Source organism: Ethanoligenens harbinense YUAN-3 (genome assembly GCF_000178115.2).
GTDB lineage: Bacteria > Bacillota > Clostridia > Oscillospirales > Ethanoligenentaceae > Ethanoligenens > Ethanoligenens harbinense.
The window spans coordinates 937,185-959,403 of sequence record NC_014828.1 but is presented as its reverse complement, the minus strand read 5'-3'; the positions used below and the strand labels follow the sequence as shown (position 1 = coordinate 959,403).

Here is a 22,219-nt window from a genome sequence, read left to right as displayed (position 1 = left end):
ACCATGCAGGCGGAGACATTTTTTCTTACGATTATGTCAACCTGTCCTACGAGTGGCATTTTAAAGTTAGCTTACGCTGACAGTCCGAAACCACTTCGCCAATCACATGGCTACCGCTAGAATCTTTCACAATTTCCACAGATTGCAGGAACCGTGCTTTCATGACCGGGTCGTGCGCAATCGACATAATTATCAGCTTCCTGTCCCTGCGGCTGATAGCTTCCAGAACGTCGCAATATGCCTGTGTTCCATCGGCATCTACAGTAATTCCATTTAAAAAAGCGAGTACCCGCATTTTCCGAACCAACCGCTGATATCGTCAACTGAAACCGCATATCAAATGCAGCGGTAAGGAAAAGTGATTCAACTGATCGAGCTTTGATATGCCTCAAATGGCCTTGATATTTGGCAACATCATCTCGATCGGATTGAGATCCGGACTGTAAAGTGGAAGATACTTTATGATAAAGATTCCTATTTTTTAATTTATTTTTCAATAAACTGTGTCAATTCTTTATTGAATCGATCTTGTTGATCGTAAAGCAAAAAGTGGCCGCACGATTCAAACGTCACCAATTTGGTGTTTTTGATCTTTTTTTTGCAACAGCTACCGGAAAGAAACAAACCCGATCGTTAAGAACCCGTATTCACAAGTGCTTAAGTAGGGTATGTCATGGGAGATTTTAACGATCGTTTCAGCAGAGTCGGTAGTAATTTCATAATCCTTACTGAGGCGACGGGAGTTATCCAACCACCTGAAGGTACGTTCGCCAAGGAAGCTTTTCCCACTCATACAGCTTGATTTTCACTGAAATGTCTACGCCAAGGCCAAGAAGCTCATCTACATTAAGATAAAAGTGCCGCGATATCCTGCATCAGCGCAGAATCTTTGAATGGATGGGGAACACTCGAAAGCAAGTTTGGCAGGCTCAATACCCAACTTCGTATCATGAATATTCGCCGCATGGACAACCACTGCAAGCAGATTTCCCATCATGTCTACGGCGATATACCGCTTTCGCCCTTTCGTTTTTCGCTCCGTCAATGCCGTGTTTCTCGCTTGCGGCCACGGTCTTGACGCTTTGAGAATCAATAATCCCATAGCTCGGTTCTGCCTTGCGTCCCACATCTTCGCGTGTTTTTACCACCAAATGCTGCAATATCCTGTCTCATAGGCCACGGATTCGGGCGCGTCAATAGAAACTATGGACTGTCGAGTAGGGTGGGAAGTCATGCGGTAAATGACGCCATTGACAACCTGTTTTGACGAAGCACAAAACAGCATTCGTCAACTCACATTTTTACCACTTATATTTCCGCAACCCCGAATAGAGCGGCTCTATCTCCATCCATTGCTCGTCGCTCAGGTCGCTCGGGTACGCCTGCTTTCGTTTCTCATCTTTTTTCATATACCAATTTTATCATGTTTTCGCTTGTGCATACAGCTTCTAAGTGATTATCGTCCACTGGGGGCGGTGTTCTATTTTATGTAGTGGCAGAATATAATCGGGAAACAGGTGCTTTTTGAGAAAAGAAACGAACGTATATTTTATTCAGACCGCTCTTGCAACGCTTTTTCCACAACATCCGGCAGCCCGCATCCATATTCCTCCTGTAGCGTTTTACGCAACCAATCGCCATGGCGATTGATTGTGTCTTTCCGGCCCCGCGCACGCAGCACGCTGATGTAACGCAGTTGGGCCTCATCATCTATGGGGGAAAAACGAGATAGCTGTTTACACGCTTCAATTTCGAGCAATACGTCGTTCTGAGCATGGTAATGATCTGCGATTTTACACAGCATTAATGAAAGTTTCCTGTGCAGATACTCCTGGCAGCTTTCACTCCAGAGGAAACCGCGCCCGTCAAATAGACCGCATTGTAGTGTTTCGCAAGCCTTCTCAAGCGCTTCAAAGGATTTGGGATAGCCATCTTGAAAATCGTTCACCATGCTTTCAAGCTTCAGATAATCGCAGTCCGTATCCGACAAAAAAATCCCGTACCGATTGTTAGCATAAATCAGTCTAACTTCGCTTTTGCACATTGAAAAAATATTCCGAATTTTGCACACGGCGGTTTGCAGAATGGGCAGTGATTTTGTGATTTCATAGCCCGACCATAGGTTCTCAATAATGATCTCTTTCGCTACGAACGTATCATGGCGCGTCAGCAAAAAGGCGAACAATTCTTCGGCCTTGCTGCGCCTCCATATCACCGGATGGCCGTTGACCATCACATCGAACCCGCCGAAACAGCGGATGGAAATCCGGTTCCCTTGTTTGACCACAGTCAACTCGACCCGCCTTTTCAGCCGCTCGACCATTTTTTGAAAGCGAGCTTTATTCAGCGGCTTCATGATATAATCAAGCGCGTTAAGCTCAAAGGCTGCAACCGCATACTGGTTCCAGCCTGTGATAAAGACAACCTGTATCTCCGGATATTTTTCAAGCAGCTTTTCGGCCAACGTCAGGCCATCCATCTCTGGCATTTCAATGTCAATGAACGCCGCCTGTGGTAAAACGCGATCGGCCTCACGAAGCGCTTCAGCTCCGTTTTGGCAGCAACTTTCCACTCGCATAAAACCTGTTTTTTCAATAAAATCGCAGATTTCTGCACGATTGTACCATTCGTCGTCCACCACGATTGTCCGAATCATGTAAAAACCCCTTTCCCCGTTTGTGCGAGCGGAATCCGAAAAGAGCACGTTGTTCCGCCAACACTTTGAATATGTAGGCCCTACCAATTGGGGAATTTCTAACCATAGAAGTGCCGCTTTCAAAGAAATCGACTCAACTTACAATGCAAATGCCGTTGACAAAAGCAGTCGCAGAGGCAAGAGAAAAACATTACCTGTCCGAAGGCATTAGCCTTTTTAAAGCACAGGCAATCAGATGCATGCCATCAATCGTCGAAACCGCGAATAAAGTTACGCAGAGTCAAGTACCATTCATCAACCCAACAGAAAATCCCGTTTTTTCTGGGGAAATTTCCTATAGTATACTACGACCTGCCGGATTTTAAAACTCTATGTGGCTGTGCATTTTACTCCAACCCCAATTTTTCCAAAAGCACGTATGCCTTTTTCGCTTCATCCGAAGGATGGACCAGACCTTCTAAAATTGTAAATGTCTTTTCTCGTTTGAAAAGAAGGCATCGGATTCCTCTTGCCATCCATGCTAATGGCATCAGGCAGGCATATCGCGCCAAGCGGGGATACAGAATTCGCATATCTTTCCAGCTTGGAAATATTTTGTGCCATAACGCGATGAAACATGCCTTTGTCACGCGATCTGTATTTCCATACTCTCTTCTGACCAGATTCACAGTAATTTCTCTGTTGAAACCGAACGTCCCACCAACCAGAAGATACTCCATCGCCTCGTCGCAGCGGGCATCCGGCATATCTGCACAGGGTACGGCATCAGGTACACCGAAACATCGTTTGCACAGCGCAAAAAGACTCCGTGCAAAAACATCCAGGTGGATTTTTTCAAGCTCCTGGAATACATCATCAAATCGGAGTCTATCGCCGTCATGGCGAAGAACAACAGCAATATCCGCCAGCATACGCAGTCCACACCCCCTGCCGTACAAGTGTTTAGCTGTATGTGAAATGAGATAGATCAGTTGAAAGTTTTTCTCCCATCGGTAGGTAAAACTTCCGTTCAAAGGCGCAGCATATTCCCACATGTTGTTAAAGCAGTCATTGCATCCAACCCTATATCCAATATATTCGTTACGAATCTTGGAATGCACTTCAATTTCCATGCCGTTTTTGAAATACTTCCATTCACCGTCGCTTTTGCCCTTCAAGACATAGCCAGCCCCCCGCAACGTGGCATCGGTTCTAAACCAGTCTTCTTCATGGATCATCAGATCGATATCCCCAAGCGTTCTCATTTCTGGAACAGGATAAAACGCTCGTAAAACAGCACCTTTTATAAGAAGATGCGGAATTTTCTTTTCGTTAAGCTTTTCCAATATATTTTCAATGAGTGCACTCTGCTTTTCCGCGCGCAAAACAGTGGCGTAAAATGCCGACGCAAACCGATTGAACGTTTCTCTCGGTGGTCTTTGCGCGACGGGAAGTTTCCTGACGGCAGTGTAGACAGCGCCACTTAAAGAATGAATCTTAGAAAGCTCGTACACCTGATTCCAGTCAACGTCTCTCGGAGTCACGGGAAGCGTATTGTTTAGAAATGTTGCCAGCAACTGCAGAAAACATAATCCATTCCTGTCCATTCCAGATTTCCTCCCGAATCTTTCCATTTTCAATTCTCAGGACGGCATCACAGTCCTCTACCGTCGAATTCCTGTGCGAAACGAAAATGCAAGTTTTGTTTTTAAACGTTTTCAGATTGCGTAAAAGTTTCTTCTCCGTTTCATTGTCCAGCGCCGAAGTAGCTTCATCAAAAAGCAAAACCGGAGAATCGGACAATAGAGCGCGCGCAACGGCGATTCGCTGATTCTGCCCCTCTGAAAGGCCCATGCCGCGCTCTCCGATCACGGTATTAAGACCTTCCGAAAGGTTGTTCGTAAAATCAGAAACGCAGGCAGCCCAGCAGGCAGCCCGAAGCGTCTTTTCCTCGATACCATCGCGAAAGAAGGTAATGTTTTCTTTAATGGTTCCCGACAGGATCATATTTCCCTGCGGCACATAGGAAAAAAGGCGGCGAGTCTCGGTATTAATTCTACGGTTTTTGTCCGCCATTTCAATACGAATTTCACCACTATCCGCTTCGACCAGACCAAGCATTAGCTTCAGCAGCGTACTTTTTCCTACTCCCGAACAACCGACGATGGCAGTCAGCGTGTTTTTTTTGATCACGCCGGAAGCGTTTTTAAACACCTGCTCTGTCCCGTACTGAAAGCTGATCCGGTCAATTCGAATACAGTTCATTTCCCGATATAGTTTTTCAGCATCGGCCTGCTTGCTTTTTGGTTCCGGTTCGTCACATAGATTTTCGATTTCCATCAGGCGTTCCGCCGACGCAGTCACGGAAAAGAATTGTAACAATATCCCTGACATGCTCTTGAACGGGTCGATGACCTGATTGAAAACTAACAGAAATTCCGTTAGCATCCCATAGGAAATTTTTCCATCGGCAATTTGCAGTGCACCGAAAACGAGTGCCAGATAATACCCACCGGAAAAAAGGGTCAGAGCGCCTGTATTAGCGATATTGGCAGCTGCATTCCGTTTTAGCCTGACTTGGTAGGTGTCATTTTGCAGTCTCAAAAGGTTGGCAAGGATGGTTTTCTCCTTTACAAAGGATTTGATGATGGAAATATTCTCCAAGCATTCCTGCATGAATGACCGCGCTTTTCCATCCTTCTGCTGAATCTCCCGGTGCAGTTTTTTATAGCGGTTGCGCAACACGAAACTGAACAGGAACGCCACTGCGCCGACAATGGCAAGAAAACAGGTGAATTTCGCATTCATCAGCAGAAGCACGACGAACCCTACGACCAATTTTACCGCCAGAGATAAGCTTTGGGGCAACGAAACTACGCATCCGCCTACGACTACCTCTACGTCGCTGGTCAATCGGTTCAAAAAATCCCCCGAATGATAGGAGGCGGTCTGCGACGTCTGCTTTTTCAAAATTGCACCGAAGACGCCCTGCTTCATATCGATTTCTATTTTGCAACCGGCCCTGACGGTCAGGTTACTTTCCAGAATATTCAGTACCGCCTGTACGCCGATGACAACGAGTAGCAGGATGCAATAAACGAAAACGCTGCCTTTCAGCCTGCCTGTTGCAATATCGATTACTTTCCGCGAAAAAACGGCCAAGACAATACAGGACAACGCCGACACGATGCCGACCAAGGCGATCAGAACGATTCGCAGCATCTGCTTTCTGGAATATCGAAATATCCAGCGAAAAGCGCCCTTCTTTTTTCTTTTCATCGGTTCGATCACCTTCTACAGGCCCTGTAAACAAGTCTCCGAAACGAAGACAGAAATATCCACAGGTGCCAATAAACCTGATAACCGGATTCGCCGCAGCTATGCCACTTTCCTTTCCGACGGAAGCGTTTTACCACGGCCAGCATGTTCCCACGGGGAACCTCCTTTTCAACACGAATCTGATGATCCCCACAGAGATCATATCCGCTGCGATCCATACGGACAATTCGGTGTAGCACATACTGCCCGTTTGTTCGGCGGTAAAGCGGAATATCCCCAATTCCAAACTTCCATTGGCGGCAGTTTGTCAGTTCTACCTGATCCCGTCCCGGTTTCAGCATTGGCAGCATACTCGTTCCGGTGATACCTAACAAAATATCAACTTTTTTCGATAGCATAGTGAGGAAGATCGGCGACAGATTGTCGAGCGATGTATAAACTGTTTTTTTATCCATATTTTTTAATCCAACATGTGGGCATCTTTCAGTTTGGAAAAAAAACGGCAGACATCTTCAGAGGCTTGTTCTTCCGTAACCTCATATTCGCTCACCAGAGCCAAAACAAGTTCGCTTCTGGGCAGGTTTTGCTCTAATTTCTTCCATATAAATGCACCGGTTTCATTTAATGTAATCATGGAATTAAAATCAACCGATTTTTCACCATACGGCATGACGATATACGTGCCTGCTACTTCTCGAAGAATAAATTCATCTGAAAGCTTCACCGTAACATTCCTTTCTGTTTGGCGTGCAAAATCGTTTGACAGCAAAGCAAGGCTGCGTGGGGTTCTTGGGTGCAGTGCAACTCATAAACGGGAATGGATACCATCAGCCCGTTAAACAGCATAAGCAGTGTTTCCAGACGATTAAGATCTCTTGGCCGGATCGTGTTTTGTAACAACAGCTTCAGTGCCTTGGTCCCGTTCAGGCCAGCAATATGATTTTGAGGCGACTGTACGAGAAAAACGATACCTCCCAGTGGAACACGGACATTGCGGCTAAGGCCACTTTTACCACTCCACGGTGTTCCATAGCAGTAAAAGATACCATTTATTAACCGAATGGCCGGTTTGTCGTCGTTAATCACTCGAACACGGTCCGATCCCAGGCAGCTTTGCCAAAGCATCGTGTGAGTTGATTTTCCGGTACCGCTCCCCGCTGAAAAAAGATAGGCCGAACCATCCACTTCAACTGCGGACGCATGCAGTACAAAGCCGTCGAAATCGGGAAGCTGCGTGTAAAATTGCCCGCCGCTCAAAAAATATCCTTGCTCATCTGGTGTCATAGTTGGATACAGACGTGCCTTTTCCGAAACGCTTTCCCCCACAACAATACGGATATCAGGCTGCCCGCACCACTTCGCCTGATAGGCGCTGCCCTGCCGTTCCAAAATGGTGTTTTGACCCGAAACATCTACTTTTAGATCTGCAATTTGATAGCTGGCCATCGGCATCGCTCCCTCTTATAAAAATCAGAGCGGAATATGTTCTTGTATTTTTGATTTTATTGTTCAGGTTCTGACAGAACTTTTGGATTCCAGCGCTTCTTTGGATAATACTGAAACCCGTTGCAATTAAAATTTTTCGATATATTTGGCGTCTATTTTGATAACCCGATCTTTTTCACGAACGGATATCACTCTTTCGAAAGCATCTTCATAGACTCCCACCACAATCCCCGTTTTGACTGAACGTCCCAAAAAAGGAGATGTGTTATAATATTCGTTTGTTCTGACTCTATCACCAATCTTTATATTCATTATAATTACCTTTATAAAGTACATGGATATTTTAAACAGCTAGCTTCAGTTCTTCTGTAAGGAAAAAACGCCCCGAAAGGCGTCTTTTCCCGGATAATCCGGTATAAACAGACAAGTGTAGGAAAACATCTGCGCGGAATCAATTAAATATTTCCCTCTTCGTATGGTGCACTTGTGGTGCAGATATCTTCTACGACAAACTCTTGAATTTCGATTTCCGGCGTTTCGTAGTGCCTCTTCATTCGGCTCACCTCCTTAAAATGACCCTGACAGAATGTTGCCGTAAATGGTCACGATATTTCCGAAAGCATCCCGATACACAAGATACGCTCGTCCGTACCACAGGTCTCCCTTTGTAACATTGCACTTGTTCACCACATAGGTACCGGCGGACGGATTGTTTTTTGCTGTTGCCTTTAATACGCTGTCCGCACCGATGACAAACGTATCCGCCGTATGGTTTGCGCCTTTCGTCACCAGAATACCATGGGAAACCACGGTGCAGCCGCCGGGAACATACCACTGCGAGGAAAACGAGATGGTTGCCGCCGAGGGATTCGGCGTTACGCCCGTCAGAGTAGTATCCGCCTCGGGTTCCACCGTTGAAGTGCTGTCCACATAAACGGCTGTGACCGACAGATCGCCCGTAATGCAAAAACTGTATATTGCGCCGTAGCTCAAAATATTTCCGCTTGCGTCCTGCCAGCATGAGAACTGCTTACCGGAAGGCGCCGCATCCGCGGTGACAGTCACGACGCTTTTGGACGCGTAGCTGCCGCTTCCGCTCTGGGTGCCGCCGGTTACAGTCAGTGAATCGGTTAAAGACGCCGGTGTAAACTCCGCCGTTTCGACGATGCTGCCGTCCGCTTCTTTGGTTTCTTTCCAATCTTTGAAGGTGCAGCCGAATGCGTACGGGTCGGCGGGTTCGTAAGAGCTGATATCCGTTACCGAATTGTCAACCGTAACGCTTTTGATGGTTTCTCCCGTAATGCCGTTCACAAAGGTCACCATGTGTGTAGCCGTCTTCGTTTGTTCAAAAACGGCCGTCATATACATATCGCTGTCCATCGTGAACGTATAGGAAGCCGACTGCGAAAGGATTTTCCCACTTGTTGTATCCTGCCAGTACAGAAACTGGTAACCGTCGGCCGGTGTCTCCGTCAGCGTGGCGGGACTGCCGAGCGTAAATGATTGGGTTGCTGTAGCGGACGGGGTTGCACTGCCTATGCTGACGCTTCCGTTTCCACTGACATTTGCCGTAAGCGTGACCGAAGGAATTCGTACAAATCCCACGCAATAGGTAACATCGGCGGTCGGCGTAAAGACAAACGTCGGGTTGCTGCTTACCAAATTTCCGTTCTCGTCATACCATCCGGTCAGCGTATAGCCGCTTTGCGGAACGGCGGTCAACACAACCGTGGAGCCGTCGGCCTCCTTAAAATTGCACGAGGTGAGTTTTTGACCGGATAACAGAACCGAGCCGTTTTCTGCCAATGCGTTCAAGATTGTAATGTTGTGGCTGCTCTGCACCGTTACTGTGAGACTTGCGCTGATACCCTCATAGGAAGCCGTGATGGTTGCCGTACCGGGGCTGACGGCCGAAACGTTACCGTCAGCGTCTACCGTTGCAACGCCGGTATCGCTGCTGCTCCATGTCGTAGAAGTCCGATCCGTAATATCCTCACTGGTGTTATTTCCCCACAGCACCGTGGCGGTCATCTGTTCCGAATTGCCTTGCGCGATGGCCGAGCCGCCGGTTAACGTGACTTTTTGAACGGTCTTTTGGTAGTGGAATGTTGCATCCGACTCGCAGAAACCGGCCGGGGTATTCACCTCGATATAGACGTCACCATCGTTCATGGCGCTGTTCCATTCTGGTGCACAGGCAATGATGGTTGAATCATTCACTACCGTAAAACTGCCGCAGTCGTTGTAATCGAATGAAACTTCTGTGGCGCCGGCAAAATGGGACCCCGTGATGGTGACCTTCGTGCCACCGTAATCCGGGCCGCTGTCGGGGCTGATGCCGGTAATGGTGACGGGACAGGTAATATTGAATGATACCTCCTGCGTTTCACCAAGATACTGATTTAATCCGACCACCTGAAAATTATGTTCCCCGCCGCTTGTATAATCGTCGTAACCTTCCGAATCCGTCGGCAGGCTGTCGTTATAGACCAGCTTGTAATCGGTTCCTTCCTTTAGGACGTTGCCGGTAAGGATATCCTCTACAGTAACCGCCGGCTTGATTTCACTTCCGGTATAGGTTTGCTCCGGAATATCCGCAATGATAAACGGAGGGGAACATCTGACATAAGTATTCCCGTCGGACGTTTGCAGTGTCACCTTGGTGACGCCGTTGTCGTCCTCGGGCAGGTATAAGTACAATTCGTTTTGTGCGTCGGTTTTCATACCAGCGCCATTGTAGGAAACCTGCTTATCATTCTGTTCGACATCGACGCTTGTCACGGTGGCGGCTTTGGGTAGCACGACCGTAAAAAGGTCAAGACGTGCGAACCCATTGGTGGGCTTTGGATTAAACTGTGCGAAAGAGGGAGACGCGCTTACCGAGCCGCCGGCCATAATAATGCTCATAGAGTTGGTATCGTACATACTACCGATACCAACCCCTTCTCCGGACCCGGACGTTTCGCCTTTCGCAACGATGGTTCCGCCGGCGATTTTGATGGCAAATGTACTGCTGAAGCAATAAGCGCCCTCTCCGATTCCGGAGCCAGTGCGAGACTCGGCATCGATTGTGCCGCCGTTGATGGCGACGTTGATTCCGTGTCCGCCATTTCCGTCGCCGATGCCGGCGCCGTAGCCTTTGGTAAGCGCTGTAACCGAGCCACCGTTAACAGTGACCATGCCGCGGGTATCCCCATCGGCTTGACAGCCGTTGCCGATTCCGGCGCCGTCTTGCGTCGAGGTTGCGTTGACCGAGCCTCTGTTGATGGTGATGGTTCCGCAATCGGCGCCGCTGTTTCCGCCGATTCCGGCGCCATCTCCCGTTGAGGTGGCATTCAGCGTATCAGTGCAGTTGTCCCCACTCAGGGAATCAATCGTAAGGGAAGTGCTTTCCGGCACTTCCAAACCGGCGCAATCATTTCCGCCTGTCAGGGTGTTTGCTCCGCTGAGTTCCAAATCCACCGTTGCTCCCCCCTGAATGGAGAATGCAGAGCCCCCGCTTGCCTCAATATCCGCATTGCTGAGCGTGATATCCGTGGTTCCGTTTTTCACGGTGACCGTGTTTGACATCGATTTGCCGGTAATGACATACCCGTTTGAGTTGACCTGCGTGATGTCATGGCCGCTGCTGTCTTTGCCGGTAATAGCATTGCCGCTTATAACGATGCTTTCCTGGCTAATATCGAGCGTTGTTTTCCCACTTTCCTCCGCCCAAACTGGTAAAAGCACCCCCGGCAACATAGTGACCGCCACTGCGGAAGCCAATATAGACATCAGGCATTTTTTTGACGTCCTTTTTCTTTTGAACATATCTTTGACATCCCTCCCAATGTTCAAGCGATGCCGTGTGACCGGCTTTCTGACCCCGCAATTCCGTTTTTTATACCTGCAAAGCAACCCACAGAATTCTCTGTATCCACACGGCAAGATTAGCATATCATCCGGTTCTGACATGATTCTGACAAACCAATGGTTTTTAGAAGAAAAGGCGCCCAAAGGCGTCTTTTCTTGAATAAATATTGCAAAAATACCGTATGAAGCCACACCGCTCTTTTCCGGCCTATCCCTCTAAAATGACCCTGACAGAATGTTGCCGTAAATGGTCACGATATTTCCGAAAGCATCCCGATACACAAGATACGCTCGTCCGTACCACAGGTCTCCCTTTGTGACATTGCACTTGTTCACCACATAGGTGCCGGCGGACGGATTGTTTTTTGCTGTTGCCTTTAATACGCTTTCCGCACCGATGACAAACGTATCCGCCGTATGGTTTGCGCCTTTCGTCACCAGAATGCCATGGGAAACCATGGTGCAGCCGCCGGGAACATACCACTGCGAGGAAAACGAGATGGTTGCCGCCGAGGGATTCGGCGTTACGCCCGTCAGAGTAGTATCCGCCTCGGGTTCCACCGTTGAAGTGCTGTCCACATAAACGGCTGTGACCGACAGATCGCCCGTAATGCAAAAACTGTATATTGCGCCGTAGCTCAAAATATTTCCGCTTGCGTCCTGCCAGCATGAGAACTGCTTACCGGAAGGCGCCGCATCCGCGGTGACAGTCACGACGCTTTTGGGCGCGTAGCTGCCGCTTCCGCTCTGGGTGCCGCCGGTTACAGTCAGTGAATCGGTTAAAGACGCCGGTGTAAACTCCGCCGTTTCGACGATGCTGCCGTCCGCTTCTTTGGTTTCTTTCCAATCTTTGAAGGTGCAGCCGAATGCGTACGGGTCGGCGGGTTCGTAAGAGCTGATATCCGTTACCGAATTGTCAACCGTAACGCTTTTGATGGTTTCTCCCGTAATGCCGTTCACAAAGGTCACCATGTGTGTAGCCGTCTTCGTTTGTTCAAAAACGGCCGTCATATACATATCGCTGTCCATCGTGAACGTATAGGAAGCCGACTGCGAAAGGATTTTCCCACTTGTTGTATCCTGCCAGTACAGAAACTGGTAACCGTCGGCCGGTGTCTCCGTCAGCGTGGCGGAACTGCCGAGCGTGAACGATTGAGCCACTCCGCTTCCGACAGACACGCCGTTTGCGCTCACCGAACCAAAACCTGTGATGTCCACTGTCAGACTTTCACTTGGAATCGCGGTAAAAACCGCATTATAACATGCGCCTGCCGACGGTGTGACCGCAAACGTCGGGGCATCGCTCACTTTTGTGTTACCATCATACCAGCCCGAAAACGTATAACCCTGTTTGGAAATCGCAGATAGGACAAACGACGATCCGCCATTGACCAGATAGGCCCCGTTTCCTATGGAAGACGCCCCGCTGACCGCAACCGTGCCCTCATTCGCATTGGCTGAACTGACGGTTACAATACATGGTGCCTGTTCAAACTGCGCGCTGATCGTCACATCATCTTCAGGCATGGTGAACGAATAACTGCCGTCCGCGTTCTCCGAAATGTCGTGATCCGTACCGTCGTTGTACGTGAGCGATTTGAGAAAATAGCCGTTGTCGGGCGTGACCGTAAGCTTTACCGTATCTCCGCCCGTCGCGACCGTTTTGCTCGCCGTAACCGCGCCGTGCGCGGTGTCTGCAACCGTCACTGTAAAATCATCAGCAACCAGTGTAATGCTGTCTGTCGTGCTGTCGCTTTTGTCCACAAAGGTTTCGTCGCTGCCTCCCTCATCACCACTGTGCACTGAAACAATGTGATCATCGTTAGACAACCAAAGGTAAAGCATTCCGTGAGCATCGGTAGACGCGACCACATCAGAACTGCCGTCCACCGAATAAGTGACATCGGTGTTTTTCAGAGCACTTCCGTTTGCATTACATACCATCACTGTGTCGAGATACACTTTGGAGTTTCCGGCATTGACGGGGTTGGCGCTAAATTGCGCGGCCTCCGTTGCTTTACCGACATAAATGGACCCGCCGTTCAAAACACAACTCGCGGCATCAATGACACTGGCCCATGTCGCCGACCCTGTTTGAACCGTTCCGCCCTGAATTGCAACCGTGACACCGCTGCCGCCATAACCGTTGCCGATTGACACGCCGAAATTGGGGGAAGAAGCGGCTTTGACATGGCCGCCGTTAATAGAAATCTGTCCACCGTTTCCCCACGCTCCACCGCCGATACCAGTCCCCCCGGCATAAACGGAACCGTAAACTCCACCAGTTGATTCCAGTTCGCCATAAGCCCCGCCCTGTGCGGTCACATTGCCGCCGTTGATGGTGATTGTGCCGCAGCCTCCCAGACGCCCGCCGCCGATGCCGGCTCCATCACCATTGGAAGAAGCATTGACTGTGCCGCCGTTGATGGTAATGCTGCCGGCTCCCGAGTTGCTGTTTCCGCCGATACCTGCGGCAGTGCCATTTCCGTTTGCGTTGAGCGTGCCGGTGCTGGTTTGGTCAATCACGAGAGCAGCCCCGTCCGGTACGGCTACGCCCGCCATGTTTTGACCGCCTATTAGCACATTGGTGCCTTCAACGGTCAGATTGACCGTTGTACCTCTCCCGATTGTGAAAGGTGAGCCGCCGGCTACATTAGACATGTCGATATTCAAATAATCAAGCGTGATGTTGACCGTACCCAGATTTGCCGCGACGGTGATCCCTCCCGTCACACCGTTCCCGCTGATGCTGTAGCTGCCACTTGACGCAATGGTTTTTCCCCCGGAAGCGTCTGTAGAAACACTACCACCCTGCGTATCCACTGTCAGATTTTTTTCAAATTGCGCCGAAAGCGTGACATCCGCATCCGGCATGATAAAACTGCCGGACGAAATCGGATAGCTCTTACCACCGTATGTGTAAGAAAGCGTGCCGGCGACGTAAAAATAGCCGTCAGCCGGTTTCGGCGTAACCGTCACAGTCGTACCTGCTCGTGCCGTCTGTAGGTCTGCGGTAAGTGTGCCGTCCTGCATATTTGCGTCAAACGAGACCGTATGAAGCGGCAATGCTTCGAATTCGGCGGATACAGTTACATTTGAAGCGGGCATAGCAAAAGTGTATGTATCGTTGGATTCCGTCAAGGGAACGCTGCTGCCGTCCGCCGCGGTACACTGGAGCGAACCGGTCGTCAGCCGGTAGCCGTCGAACGGTTCCACCGTAAGCGTCACAGGCTGACCTGTATAATACGATGTTCTATCTACCGCAACCGTACCGTTTTTCATGGATGCATCGCACTGCACAGCATAGCTTGTTACATTAGAGGCAATCTGCACAGTCATGGCGGTGCTGCCGTTATTTGCGACCATGCCGGATACAGACGCAAGAACCTGCCCGGCACAGTCGGCGATTGAAATGCTGTGTTGCCCCTGCGTCAGCCATAAATAGAGTTTCCCGTTTGCATCGGTTGTCGCAGAAATGGATTGCGACGCGCCGTCAACCGCATACTGCACCAGAGTGTTCGCAAGCGGGGTGCCGTTGGGGCCGGTAACCTTAATCGTATCCAGATACTCGGCATTCCCATTGCTGTCCCGCACGCCGCCGCCCACCGACGAGTTGACGGAGCCTCCGTTGATTATGACCGGTACATTGCTTCCCATAAAGCCGCCGCCGCATCCAGTCACGCCGTCACCGGACGCGACTGTTGTCACCGTACCGCTGTTAATCTGAATCAAGCCGTTGGTCCCTGTTTCAGATCCGCCGATTCCCGGACAATCAAAATCACCTTTGGCCATAAGCGTTCCCGTGCCGTTGATGGTAACGGATGAGTTCGCGTCTACTTCCATACCGCCATAATCGCTGTTGCTGTTGCTGGTATCCAGCAGATTTGCGCCCTCAAGGGTCAGATTGACCTTTGCGCCATTCTCAATTTTGAAGGCACCGGCGCGGTCGGCATAGGCATTATCACCCGTGACACAAATCGTCAGGTTGTCTAAGGTGATGTTACACGAGGCACCATCAATCGTAACGCCGTCCGCGGTACCGATGGCAGAGCCCGTCAGAATATATCCCTTCTGGTTCGGAATTGTAATATGGTCGCCCGCACTGTCGTAACCATTGACCGTACCGTCCCCAATCGAAATCGAACCCTTGCTGATATCCAGCGTGGTCTGCGTATCGCTATCCGCGTTCGCCCATAAAGCAAACGTGGACATAGACATGATGATTGCTACAGAGAGAAACACCGTACCTCCTTTTAACAGCCTGTTTTGGAATTTAGCCATCAATACTTCCTCCTGTCTGCCGGTATCATCGCCCCGCTCTCCGTTTTCCATCCCTGCAGGCTTTATTTTACACCCGCAAAACGGCTGATTCTTTTCGTATAAGGCGATTAAACACATTTTATCACCCGATTTTGACAGGATTCTGACAAAGCGCCTTTCACAAAACGCAGAGAGCGCCGAAATCGGCGCTCTCTGATAAGAAACAACGGATCATCCTCAACTGGTTATGTGTGTAACGCGTTGGTGTAATACGGTTGGAACCATTATCCGCAGATGAAACGTGTAAAAGACGTTGTAACGCTTCCAAATCATGTGAAAGCCTTTTTTCCCGTTTGGGTAAGCGGGATGCGGAAAGTGATCACTGTTCCGTTTCCGCTTTGAATATGCAGGCCTTCGCCATAATATTTGATCAGCCGCCTGTGAATGTTGATCATTCCAACGCCCTGCTTATCGTCTTTTCCGGAAAGCAAGTTCTGAATTCTTTCCAGCTTGATTCCGACGCCGTCGTCGCTGATTTCAAAGCAAGCGTAACCATCTTTTCCTACGGTGCTGAGTCGGACGGTGCCGCCGTCTTTTTTGGACTGCACACCGTGCCGCACGGCGTTTTCCACCAGCGGCTGGAGCACCAGACGCGGCAGTATCATGTCCATCGGCACCTCCACCCGCTCGGCATAGCAGATTCTGCCGCCGAAACGAACCTTTATGATTTTGATATAGGTGTTCACGGCCTCCAGCTCGTGTTTCAGCGAATCCATCGGCGAAGCATTTCCAATGCGGTAACAGTGGATGAGGTATTCGCTCAAATCCACCACCAGGTTTTTCGCGGCTTCGTCATCCCGCGTAATCAGGGAGGAGATAGCACCGAGCGTATTGTTAATGAAATGCGGACTGATTTGCGCCTGCAAAAAAGAAAGCTCGTTGGTATCCGCCCGCTCCGTGGCCTGCTCGGCCAACTGCCGGAGCCGGTTCTGGTATTCCATAAAAACGGTAATATCCTTCACTTGCAGGATGTTGCCGGCATGGATACCGTTTTCGGAAAAGATGCCGGTCAGCTTTGCGGAATAATACCGTGTGCTGCCGCCGGACGACAGGTGAAAATGCAGTTCCGGAGTTTCCGGCGACAGGCCGCGAAATTCATTATGGTGCGCACAAAAAGCATCTACTGTGCTTTTGGCGGTCAAGCGGCTCATTTCCGGGTATTGCCGCAGAAAGGCGTCGTTTACATCTGTGATGCGCCCGTTTCCGTCCATCAACGCGATGGCGTCTTCGGAAAGCCGGTAAACCGTTTCCGTCGCAATCGGCATGGTGCTGAAGATGCTGTAACGGAATAGCCCCAACAGGTATAAAACGGCGGTGGCCACCATCATCAGAGAATAATAATCAATGCGCAAAAACGTTGCGTTATAGATATTAAAATAGACCGCCGCCCAGGGAAGCGCGGAGGCCAGAATCATCAACAGATAGCTGGTTCGGTATATCCGCGCCGACCGCAGGTATCCCCGAAAATAGAGTGCCATACAGGTGATGCCGATAGCGGTGATGACCAGCATGATTACCAGAAATGCAGGACCCTTTTCGGAAACGAGCACGGAAAAATAGCCGTTGCTGACAAAATCGTATTTTATGATATACAAGTGGAACCTGTCGTTGGTATAGAATACGAAATAATAGAATACCGGAAAAAACAGCAGTATTTTTTGGATGGTTTTCCGATGCCTCGCACGGGTGTAGTCAAGGCACATCGCCAGCCAAAAATAGGGGTTGAGCGGCAGAGCCAGATGTTCGACACCTGACCAGAAAAGAGCAGCCTGCATCGTGCCGGCATTGATTTCCCCGATATACCCGCCGTTGACAATCATAATCGTAAAGGCAAGCCAGATGAAATCGGCCGCACCGGGTTGGGAACGTCTTTTATTGGAATATATAATGAGAGGAATTCCCAGAATGACTGATATGCCAAGTAACACCGTAACGACTGTCTGCATAAGTCCGTTTCCTTCCCCCAATAATCCATTAGCGGATTTCAATACTCATAGTACCATAGGGAAACGGCCTGTTTCAAGCCATATTGCAACGGAATGGCGGCACGAGGCTTAAGCGCCGTTGACTGAAAAGGCGATCGGGTTTCCAAAGGGGCTTACCCCTTTGGCACACTCACTTTGCGTGCAGGTACAGTGGAATCGACATCACATTACCATTTACTACTGTTTCAGTTCTTTCAGGAAAACGGTTATGAGGTCATTGTTATCACCCCCCTCCAGAGCAATGCGTTGAAAAACATTCAGGTCAGAAAGCTCAAAACTGACAGAGTGGATACTTACAAACTCGCCATGCCGCATCGTGTCAAGGTACTGCGCCCTTCGCAGGTGCCAATGGATGCCATGCGCGGACTGCGCCTGCTTTGCCGGCAGCGTTCGGAGCTGATGTGCAATATAACCCGCTTCAAGAACCGCCTGACGGCCCTACTGGATCAGATATTCCCCGACTATGACAAAGTTTTTGCAGATGTCGGAGGAGCAGGTTCACTCGCCGTTTGGGCGGCGTATCCGACGCCACAGATCCTACTTGCTGCGGAACCGGAAGAATTGGCGGTGCTCATCCGCAAAGCCAGCGTTAAATGAGAGCAAAGCTCGGCTGGAACAGGAAATACGCGACCTCACAACGCAGGACAAGTATCTCCACGGCAATATTGCTGTAGCTTTACGCTGAAGCGGTGTTTTTCGCACGACCGGCAACATAACGGTTCACCCATTGTGATGCTTCAAGATTGCGCCGCATTGTTCTGCCGGCATCGGTTTGTAATAATAATATCCCTGCACTTCGTTGCATAGATTTTCCTTTAAAAAGTCCCATTCAGCCTGGGTCTCCACCCCTTCGGCGATTAGCCGCAGATCCAGACTCTTTGCCAGATTGATGATTGCTCGTACGATGGCTCTGTCCTTCTCTCCCCTGCCGATTCCCCGGACAAACTGGATGTCCATTTTCAGTTTATCAATCGGAAGCTGTTTCAATCGGTTCAGAGAGGAATACTTCGTACCGAAATCATCAATGGACAGGCTGATGCCCAGCGCTTTCAGTTGTTGGAGGACGTAGATGGTAGCCTCCGTTTCCCGCAGAGTCACGCTCTCGGTAACTTCCAGCTCCAGGGCATGCGGTTCCAGCCCTGTTTGCCGGAGAATACGAGAGATCTGGTCCGCCACATCTGCGTTGAGCAGCTGCACAATAGAAATATTGACCGCCATATGAACCGGCTGGTCACCTTCATACCAACGCCGGCACTGCCTGCACGCCGTTTCCAGCACCCAGCGGCCGATGGGATTGATGAGCCCGGTTTGTTCCGCAAGAGGGACGAAGACCGATGGCGGAACCATACCCAGCGAAGGATGGTGCCACCGCAGCAGCGCTTCCAGCCCCACGATCCTGCCGAACCGGATGTCCACCTGTGGCTGATAATAGACCTCCAGTTCATTACGGTCCAGCGCGTGGTAAAGGTCGTTTGCGAGCAGCACGTTCTCCTGCACGACCCTTTTCATTTCCGCAGAACAAATCGCATATTGGTTTTTTCCCTTTTCTTTTGCCTGATACATCGCGATATCGGCATGCTTGATCAGGGATTCGGGGTCTTCCCCGTCTTGTGGGAAGAGAGCGATTCCCATGCTGGCCGTTATGAAGACCTCATTGCCCTTAATAAGGAACGGGCGCTTAAAAACCGTCATAATCCTGTCGGCGATCATGCGGATTTCCGCTTCTCCCTGCCCGGCGGGGCACAAAACCAAAAATTCATCTCCGCCAAAACGGGCCAGCACGGCCATATCCGATAACTGCCGGGAAAGTGTCTGCGCCACATCCCGTATCAGCCTGTCCCCGGTCTGGTGGCCCATGGTGTCGTTGATCGACTTGAACGAATCGAGATCCAGGAACATGACGCCGACTTGCCTTGCGCCCTGCTGGGCAGCCCGGATGGCTGTCCCTGCTTCTTTGTAGAACATCGAGCGGTTCGGCAGTTTTGTCAGGTTATCATAATAGGCCATAAACTCGATCTTTTCATATGCCCGCACCTTTGCCAAACCGTCTGCAATGATCTGGGCCAAAGCGCGGATGACATTGACCCGGCCGGTGTCCCATTCACAGCCGGACGTGCCGGACGCCAGAATCAGACGCCCCGCCGGACCGCTGTTGATGAGAACGGGAACCGAAAGCAGGCACCGCAAACCAAGATCCAGCAACTGTTGTTTAAACACGGCCTCTTCTTCCGGCAGAGAATGGATGTCTGGAAGGATATGAACCTGGTCCTTGCTGAAAAAGTCGGCATATCGCACGGGGAAGTGCTGCGCCCCCGATGCATTCGGCCGGTGCCACTCACTCCGGATTGCCGCGCTTCCTTCCCCCGTGCCATCCAGGCAGATGCACACGGTGTCTATCTGCAACAGGCTTCCAATCCGCATGACCGCGCTATCCAGTTTCGCGTTTAAATTCGTACGGTTTACAGAGATGAAATCGGTGGACGTTTCCGTGATGAGCTTCTGCGCATTCAGGTACCCGTCGATCCTGTCAAACAAGCGCTCAAAAGAACGGACCAGCTTCCCGATCTCGTCCGTGCGCCTGCGCAGTTTTTCAGGAAACGGAAAGGAATACACGCCGTCTTTTGCAATATCCATGGACCGCACGATAAAATCCAGCGGGTTGGTGATAAACATGGCCGAAAGCAGAACCAGAAAGATGGCTATCATCAACAGCGCAACCAGAACGACCAGCAGGCTGGTCACCTGGTTTTGTATCATCGTCCGCTCTTCCTCCTGCGATTTGGCGGTCAGAATGGCCCCCACCACATTCCCATCCGCATCCTTGAGCGGTACGTAATACCCGATATAGGGTACATCCGCGATCTTCACGATCCCAAGATACTGCTTTCCGCGGGTCAGCACGCTCGACGACGCCGCTTTGTCCATGGGAAATCCCAGCAGACGCTGGTTTCCGTTCGCAATATTGGTGGAAACGCTCCAAACGCCCTCATAGATCGTGGCGGCATATCCTGTTTCACGTTGCACCATATCGACAATGGCCGTATCGCCGGTAACGCGGTGATCCCCTTTATACAAAGCTCCTCCAATGTTTGCCCACTCGCCGGGATACAGCTGGTCAAGCAGCTGCATAGTAAAATTGGACTGCCCGCGCAGGCTGTTCTGGAGATTGTACATATTAAGCGTGTTCAGACTGTAGATTTGCAACAGAATCGCAACCACCGCATAACCCAGCATCAGCAGCGTGACAGGCAATACAATATGAAACCGGATCCCTTTGAACAAATTCCTCGTGAACAGCCTTTTTTCCCGTTTTGCCATCGTTGCCACCCATATCGTTGTTATTTTAAGCGCGGCCGCGCAAGAGCACCGGATATGTCTCCAATCGTGCGATGGTTCACATACTGCTCATGAAGTGGTTGAAATCCGACGCGGTCGCCGGCGGCACGACCGTTCCCTGGATAATCGAATTCTGAACAACTTTCGTTTCCTCCAGCACGTCCTCCCCGCACATCTGAACGGCCTGATCGGTATAGGGAATGCCAACTGCGTCTTCTTTCAGCCCATACTCAATGGTTTTACCGCTGTCGTTTTCCCCGCTGCGGATGTTCTGGGAAAGGTTGCTCATTGCGTCGCCCACGTTTTTCAGCGCCGAGGTCAAGACGTTATCGGGTGCCAGATAGGACTGGTTCAGATCGACGCCTTCGGCCAGTTTTCCAGACTGTTTCGCCTGGTCAATCACGCCCTTTCCCACGTTGCCGGCCGCAGCAAAGATGATGTCACAGCCTTCGTCATACATCCCCTTTGCGATGCGCCGCCCCAGATCGGAATCGGTAAAGGAATCGGCATATTGAACATCCATCTCTACACGTTTCCCCTTCTGTTTGGCTCCATAAGCCACCCCCGCGCGGAAACCATACTCGAACTGGTCGATCGCCGCCCCCCGGACGCCCCCGACAAACCCGACCTCTCCGCTTCCCGTTTTCAGCGCGGCGATATACCCGACAAGAAACGCCGCCTCCTGCGAGCGAAAGGTCAGGCAGGTAAGGTTGGCCGGCGCATTTGGCACCGATTCGTCCACAAGGGCAAAATGCACATACGGATAGGCCTGTGCCGCGGACACGATGCTGTCTTTCATTAGAAAACTCATGCCCCAAACCAGATCATATCCCGACTGGGCAAACCGGTCGAAACAACCCCGGTCATCTACAACGGAGGTTGTGCCGCCGATCAGATACCCCACCTGAAAGGAAGGAGCAAGCCGATGCAATGCCTGCAGGCCCGACCATGCAGACTGGTTGAATGATTGGTCATTGACTGCCATATTGCACACCATGCCCACCTTATAGACCGTGGCGGAAGACGGAGCGGAAGGCCTTTTCCCATTTGAACATGCACTGCAAAGAACAGTAACCCCAAGCGCAGCCGCCAGCAGTACGGCGATTCGTTTCATTCGGTTTGTCCGCCTTTCCATGTTGGCATCCGAGCAATGAGCGACCCAGAACAGGACATTTCATTGATACCGATGCAGAAAAAATTCACACCACAAAGGGCAGCGGGTATAATACGATTCCACGGGAATTGCCGCATCGGATCGATCTATATACTATTTCGGCACAAACGCCTAAAAATCAACAGACGGAACGCCGGTTGACTCATAAAATGCGCTTTCATTCGCATGTCTTTTTATATTTCATTCTATTCT

The 22,219-nt window shown here is 50.3% G+C and carries 14 protein-coding genes; 1 reads left to right on the top strand and 13 read right to left on the bottom strand.

The annotated features are described in order from the left end of the window. Positions 1-841: 841 nt before the first annotated feature. From ETHHA_RS16305 to ETHHA_RS04395, 11 genes are all read right to left on the bottom strand, one after another. A complete protein-coding gene (locus ETHHA_RS16305) occupies positions 842-1,102 on the bottom strand; it encodes a transposase (protein WP_106919269.1) in 261 nt (86 codons plus the stop codon). 91 nt (positions 1,103-1,193) lie between these two features. Beyond that, complete coding sequence (locus ETHHA_RS16300; RefSeq protein WP_083803614.1) at positions 1,194-1,292, bottom strand: transposase; 99 nt, start codon at positions 1,290-1,292, stop codon at positions 1,194-1,196. Positions 1,293-1,549: 257 nt separating this feature from the next. Beyond that, entirely contained in the window at positions 1,550-2,656 is a 1,107-nt protein-coding gene (locus tag ETHHA_RS04435; RefSeq protein WP_013484807.1) for a response regulator, read from the bottom strand. A gap of 386 nt (positions 2,657-3,042) precedes the next feature. Then, on the bottom strand, positions 3,043-4,242 hold the full coding sequence (locus ETHHA_RS04430; RefSeq protein ID WP_159033355.1) for a nucleotidyltransferase domain-containing protein: 1,200 nt from the start codon (positions 4,240-4,242) through the stop codon (positions 3,043-3,045). Next, positions 4,160-5,914, bottom strand: a complete 1,755-nt coding sequence (locus tag ETHHA_RS04425) for an ABC transporter ATP-binding protein (RefSeq protein ID WP_013484805.1) — start codon at positions 5,912-5,914, stop codon at positions 4,160-4,162. The genes ETHHA_RS04430 and ETHHA_RS04425 overlap by 83 nt, the downstream gene beginning before the upstream one ends. Before the next feature lie 8 nt (positions 5,915-5,922). Next, entirely contained in the window at positions 5,923-6,369 is a 447-nt protein-coding gene (locus ETHHA_RS14980; RefSeq protein ID WP_013484804.1) for a S24/S26 family peptidase, read from the bottom strand. A 5-nt stretch (positions 6,370-6,374) separates the two neighbouring features. Continuing rightward, complete coding sequence (locus tag ETHHA_RS04420; protein WP_013484803.1) at positions 6,375-6,638, bottom strand: PqqD family protein; 264 nt, start codon at positions 6,636-6,638, stop codon at positions 6,375-6,377. Further along, positions 6,635-7,360 (bottom strand): hypothetical protein, encoded by a 726-nt coding sequence (locus ETHHA_RS04415; RefSeq protein ID WP_013484802.1) that lies wholly within the window; start codon positions 7,358-7,360, stop codon positions 6,635-6,637. The genes ETHHA_RS04420 and ETHHA_RS04415 overlap by 4 nt, the downstream gene beginning before the upstream one ends. Positions 7,361-7,927: 567 nt before the next feature. Next, a complete protein-coding gene (locus tag ETHHA_RS14410; RefSeq protein ID WP_013484799.1) occupies positions 7,928-11,170 on the bottom strand; it encodes an InlB B-repeat-containing protein in 3,243 nt (1,080 codons plus the stop codon). A gap of 258 nt (positions 11,171-11,428) precedes the next feature. After that, positions 11,429-15,493 (bottom strand): beta strand repeat-containing protein, encoded by a 4,065-nt coding sequence (locus ETHHA_RS04400; protein ID WP_013484798.1) that lies wholly within the window; start codon positions 15,491-15,493, stop codon positions 11,429-11,431. Between the two features lie 308 nt (positions 15,494-15,801). Beyond that, positions 15,802-17,478 carry a histidine kinase N-terminal 7TM domain-containing protein gene (locus ETHHA_RS04395; RefSeq protein WP_013484797.1) on the bottom strand — a complete coding sequence of 559 codons (1,677 nt, stop codon included), beginning with the start codon at positions 17,476-17,478 and terminating at the stop codon, positions 15,802-15,804. 189 nt (positions 17,479-17,667) lie between these two features. On the opposite strand from ETHHA_RS04395, the gene ETHHA_RS04390 reads away from it, so the two are divergent. Further along, positions 17,668-18,114: an IS110 family transposase gene (locus ETHHA_RS04390; RefSeq protein ID WP_159033354.1), complete on the top strand. Its 447-nt coding sequence runs from the start codon at positions 17,668-17,670 to the stop codon at positions 18,112-18,114. A 123-nt stretch (positions 18,115-18,237) separates the two neighbouring features. Here ETHHA_RS04390 and ETHHA_RS04385 read toward each other — a convergent pair whose 3' ends face one another. Both ETHHA_RS04385 and ETHHA_RS04380 read right to left on the bottom strand, forming a co-directional pair. Next, entirely contained in the window at positions 18,238-20,835 is a 2,598-nt protein-coding gene (locus ETHHA_RS04385; protein ID WP_013484796.1) for an EAL domain-containing protein, read from the bottom strand. 76 nt (positions 20,836-20,911) lie between these two features. Beyond that, positions 20,912-21,967, bottom strand: coding sequence for a BMP family ABC transporter substrate-binding protein (locus tag ETHHA_RS04380; RefSeq protein WP_013484795.1), 1,056 nt, complete (start codon positions 21,965-21,967; stop codon positions 20,912-20,914). Between the last annotated feature and the right edge of the window lie 252 nt (positions 21,968-22,219).

Excerpts from the sequence above, each read along its gene's own strand:
- ETHHA_RS14410 (WP_013484799.1), bottom strand. The coding sequence starts at position 11,170 with ATGTTCAAAAGAAAAAGGACGTCAAAAAAATGCCTGATGTCTATATTG.
- ETHHA_RS04425 (WP_013484805.1), bottom strand. The coding sequence starts at position 5,914 with ATGAAAAGAAAAAAGAAGGGCGCTTTTCGCTGGATATTTCGATATTCC.
- ETHHA_RS04400 (WP_013484798.1), bottom strand. The coding sequence starts at position 15,493 with ATGGCTAAATTCCAAAACAGGCTGTTAAAAGGAGGTACGGTGTTTCTC.
- ETHHA_RS16305 (WP_106919269.1), bottom strand. The coding sequence starts at position 1,102 with ATGGGATTATTGATTCTCAAAGCGTCAAGACCGTGGCCGCAAGCGAGA.
- ETHHA_RS14980 (WP_013484804.1), bottom strand. The coding sequence starts at position 6,369 with ATGGATAAAAAAACAGTTTATACATCGCTCGACAATCTGTCGCCGATC.
- ETHHA_RS04380 (WP_013484795.1), bottom strand. The coding sequence starts at position 21,967 with ATGAAACGAATCGCCGTACTGCTGGCGGCTGCGCTTGGGGTTACTGTT.
- ETHHA_RS04395 (WP_013484797.1), bottom strand. The coding sequence starts at position 17,478 with ATGCAGACAGTCGTTACGGTGTTACTTGGCATATCAGTCATTCTGGGA.
- ETHHA_RS04415 (WP_013484802.1), bottom strand. The coding sequence starts at position 7,360 with ATGGCCAGCTATCAAATTGCAGATCTAAAAGTAGATGTTTCGGGTCAA.
- ETHHA_RS04430 (WP_159033355.1), bottom strand. The coding sequence starts at position 4,242 with ATGGACAGGAATGGATTATGTTTTCTGCAGTTGCTGGCAACATTTCTA.
- ETHHA_RS04435 (WP_013484807.1), bottom strand. The coding sequence starts at position 2,656 with ATGATTCGGACAATCGTGGTGGACGACGAATGGTACAATCGTGCAGAA.
- ETHHA_RS04385 (WP_013484796.1), bottom strand. The coding sequence starts at position 20,835 with ATGGCAAAACGGGAAAAAAGGCTGTTCACGAGGAATTTGTTCAAAGGG.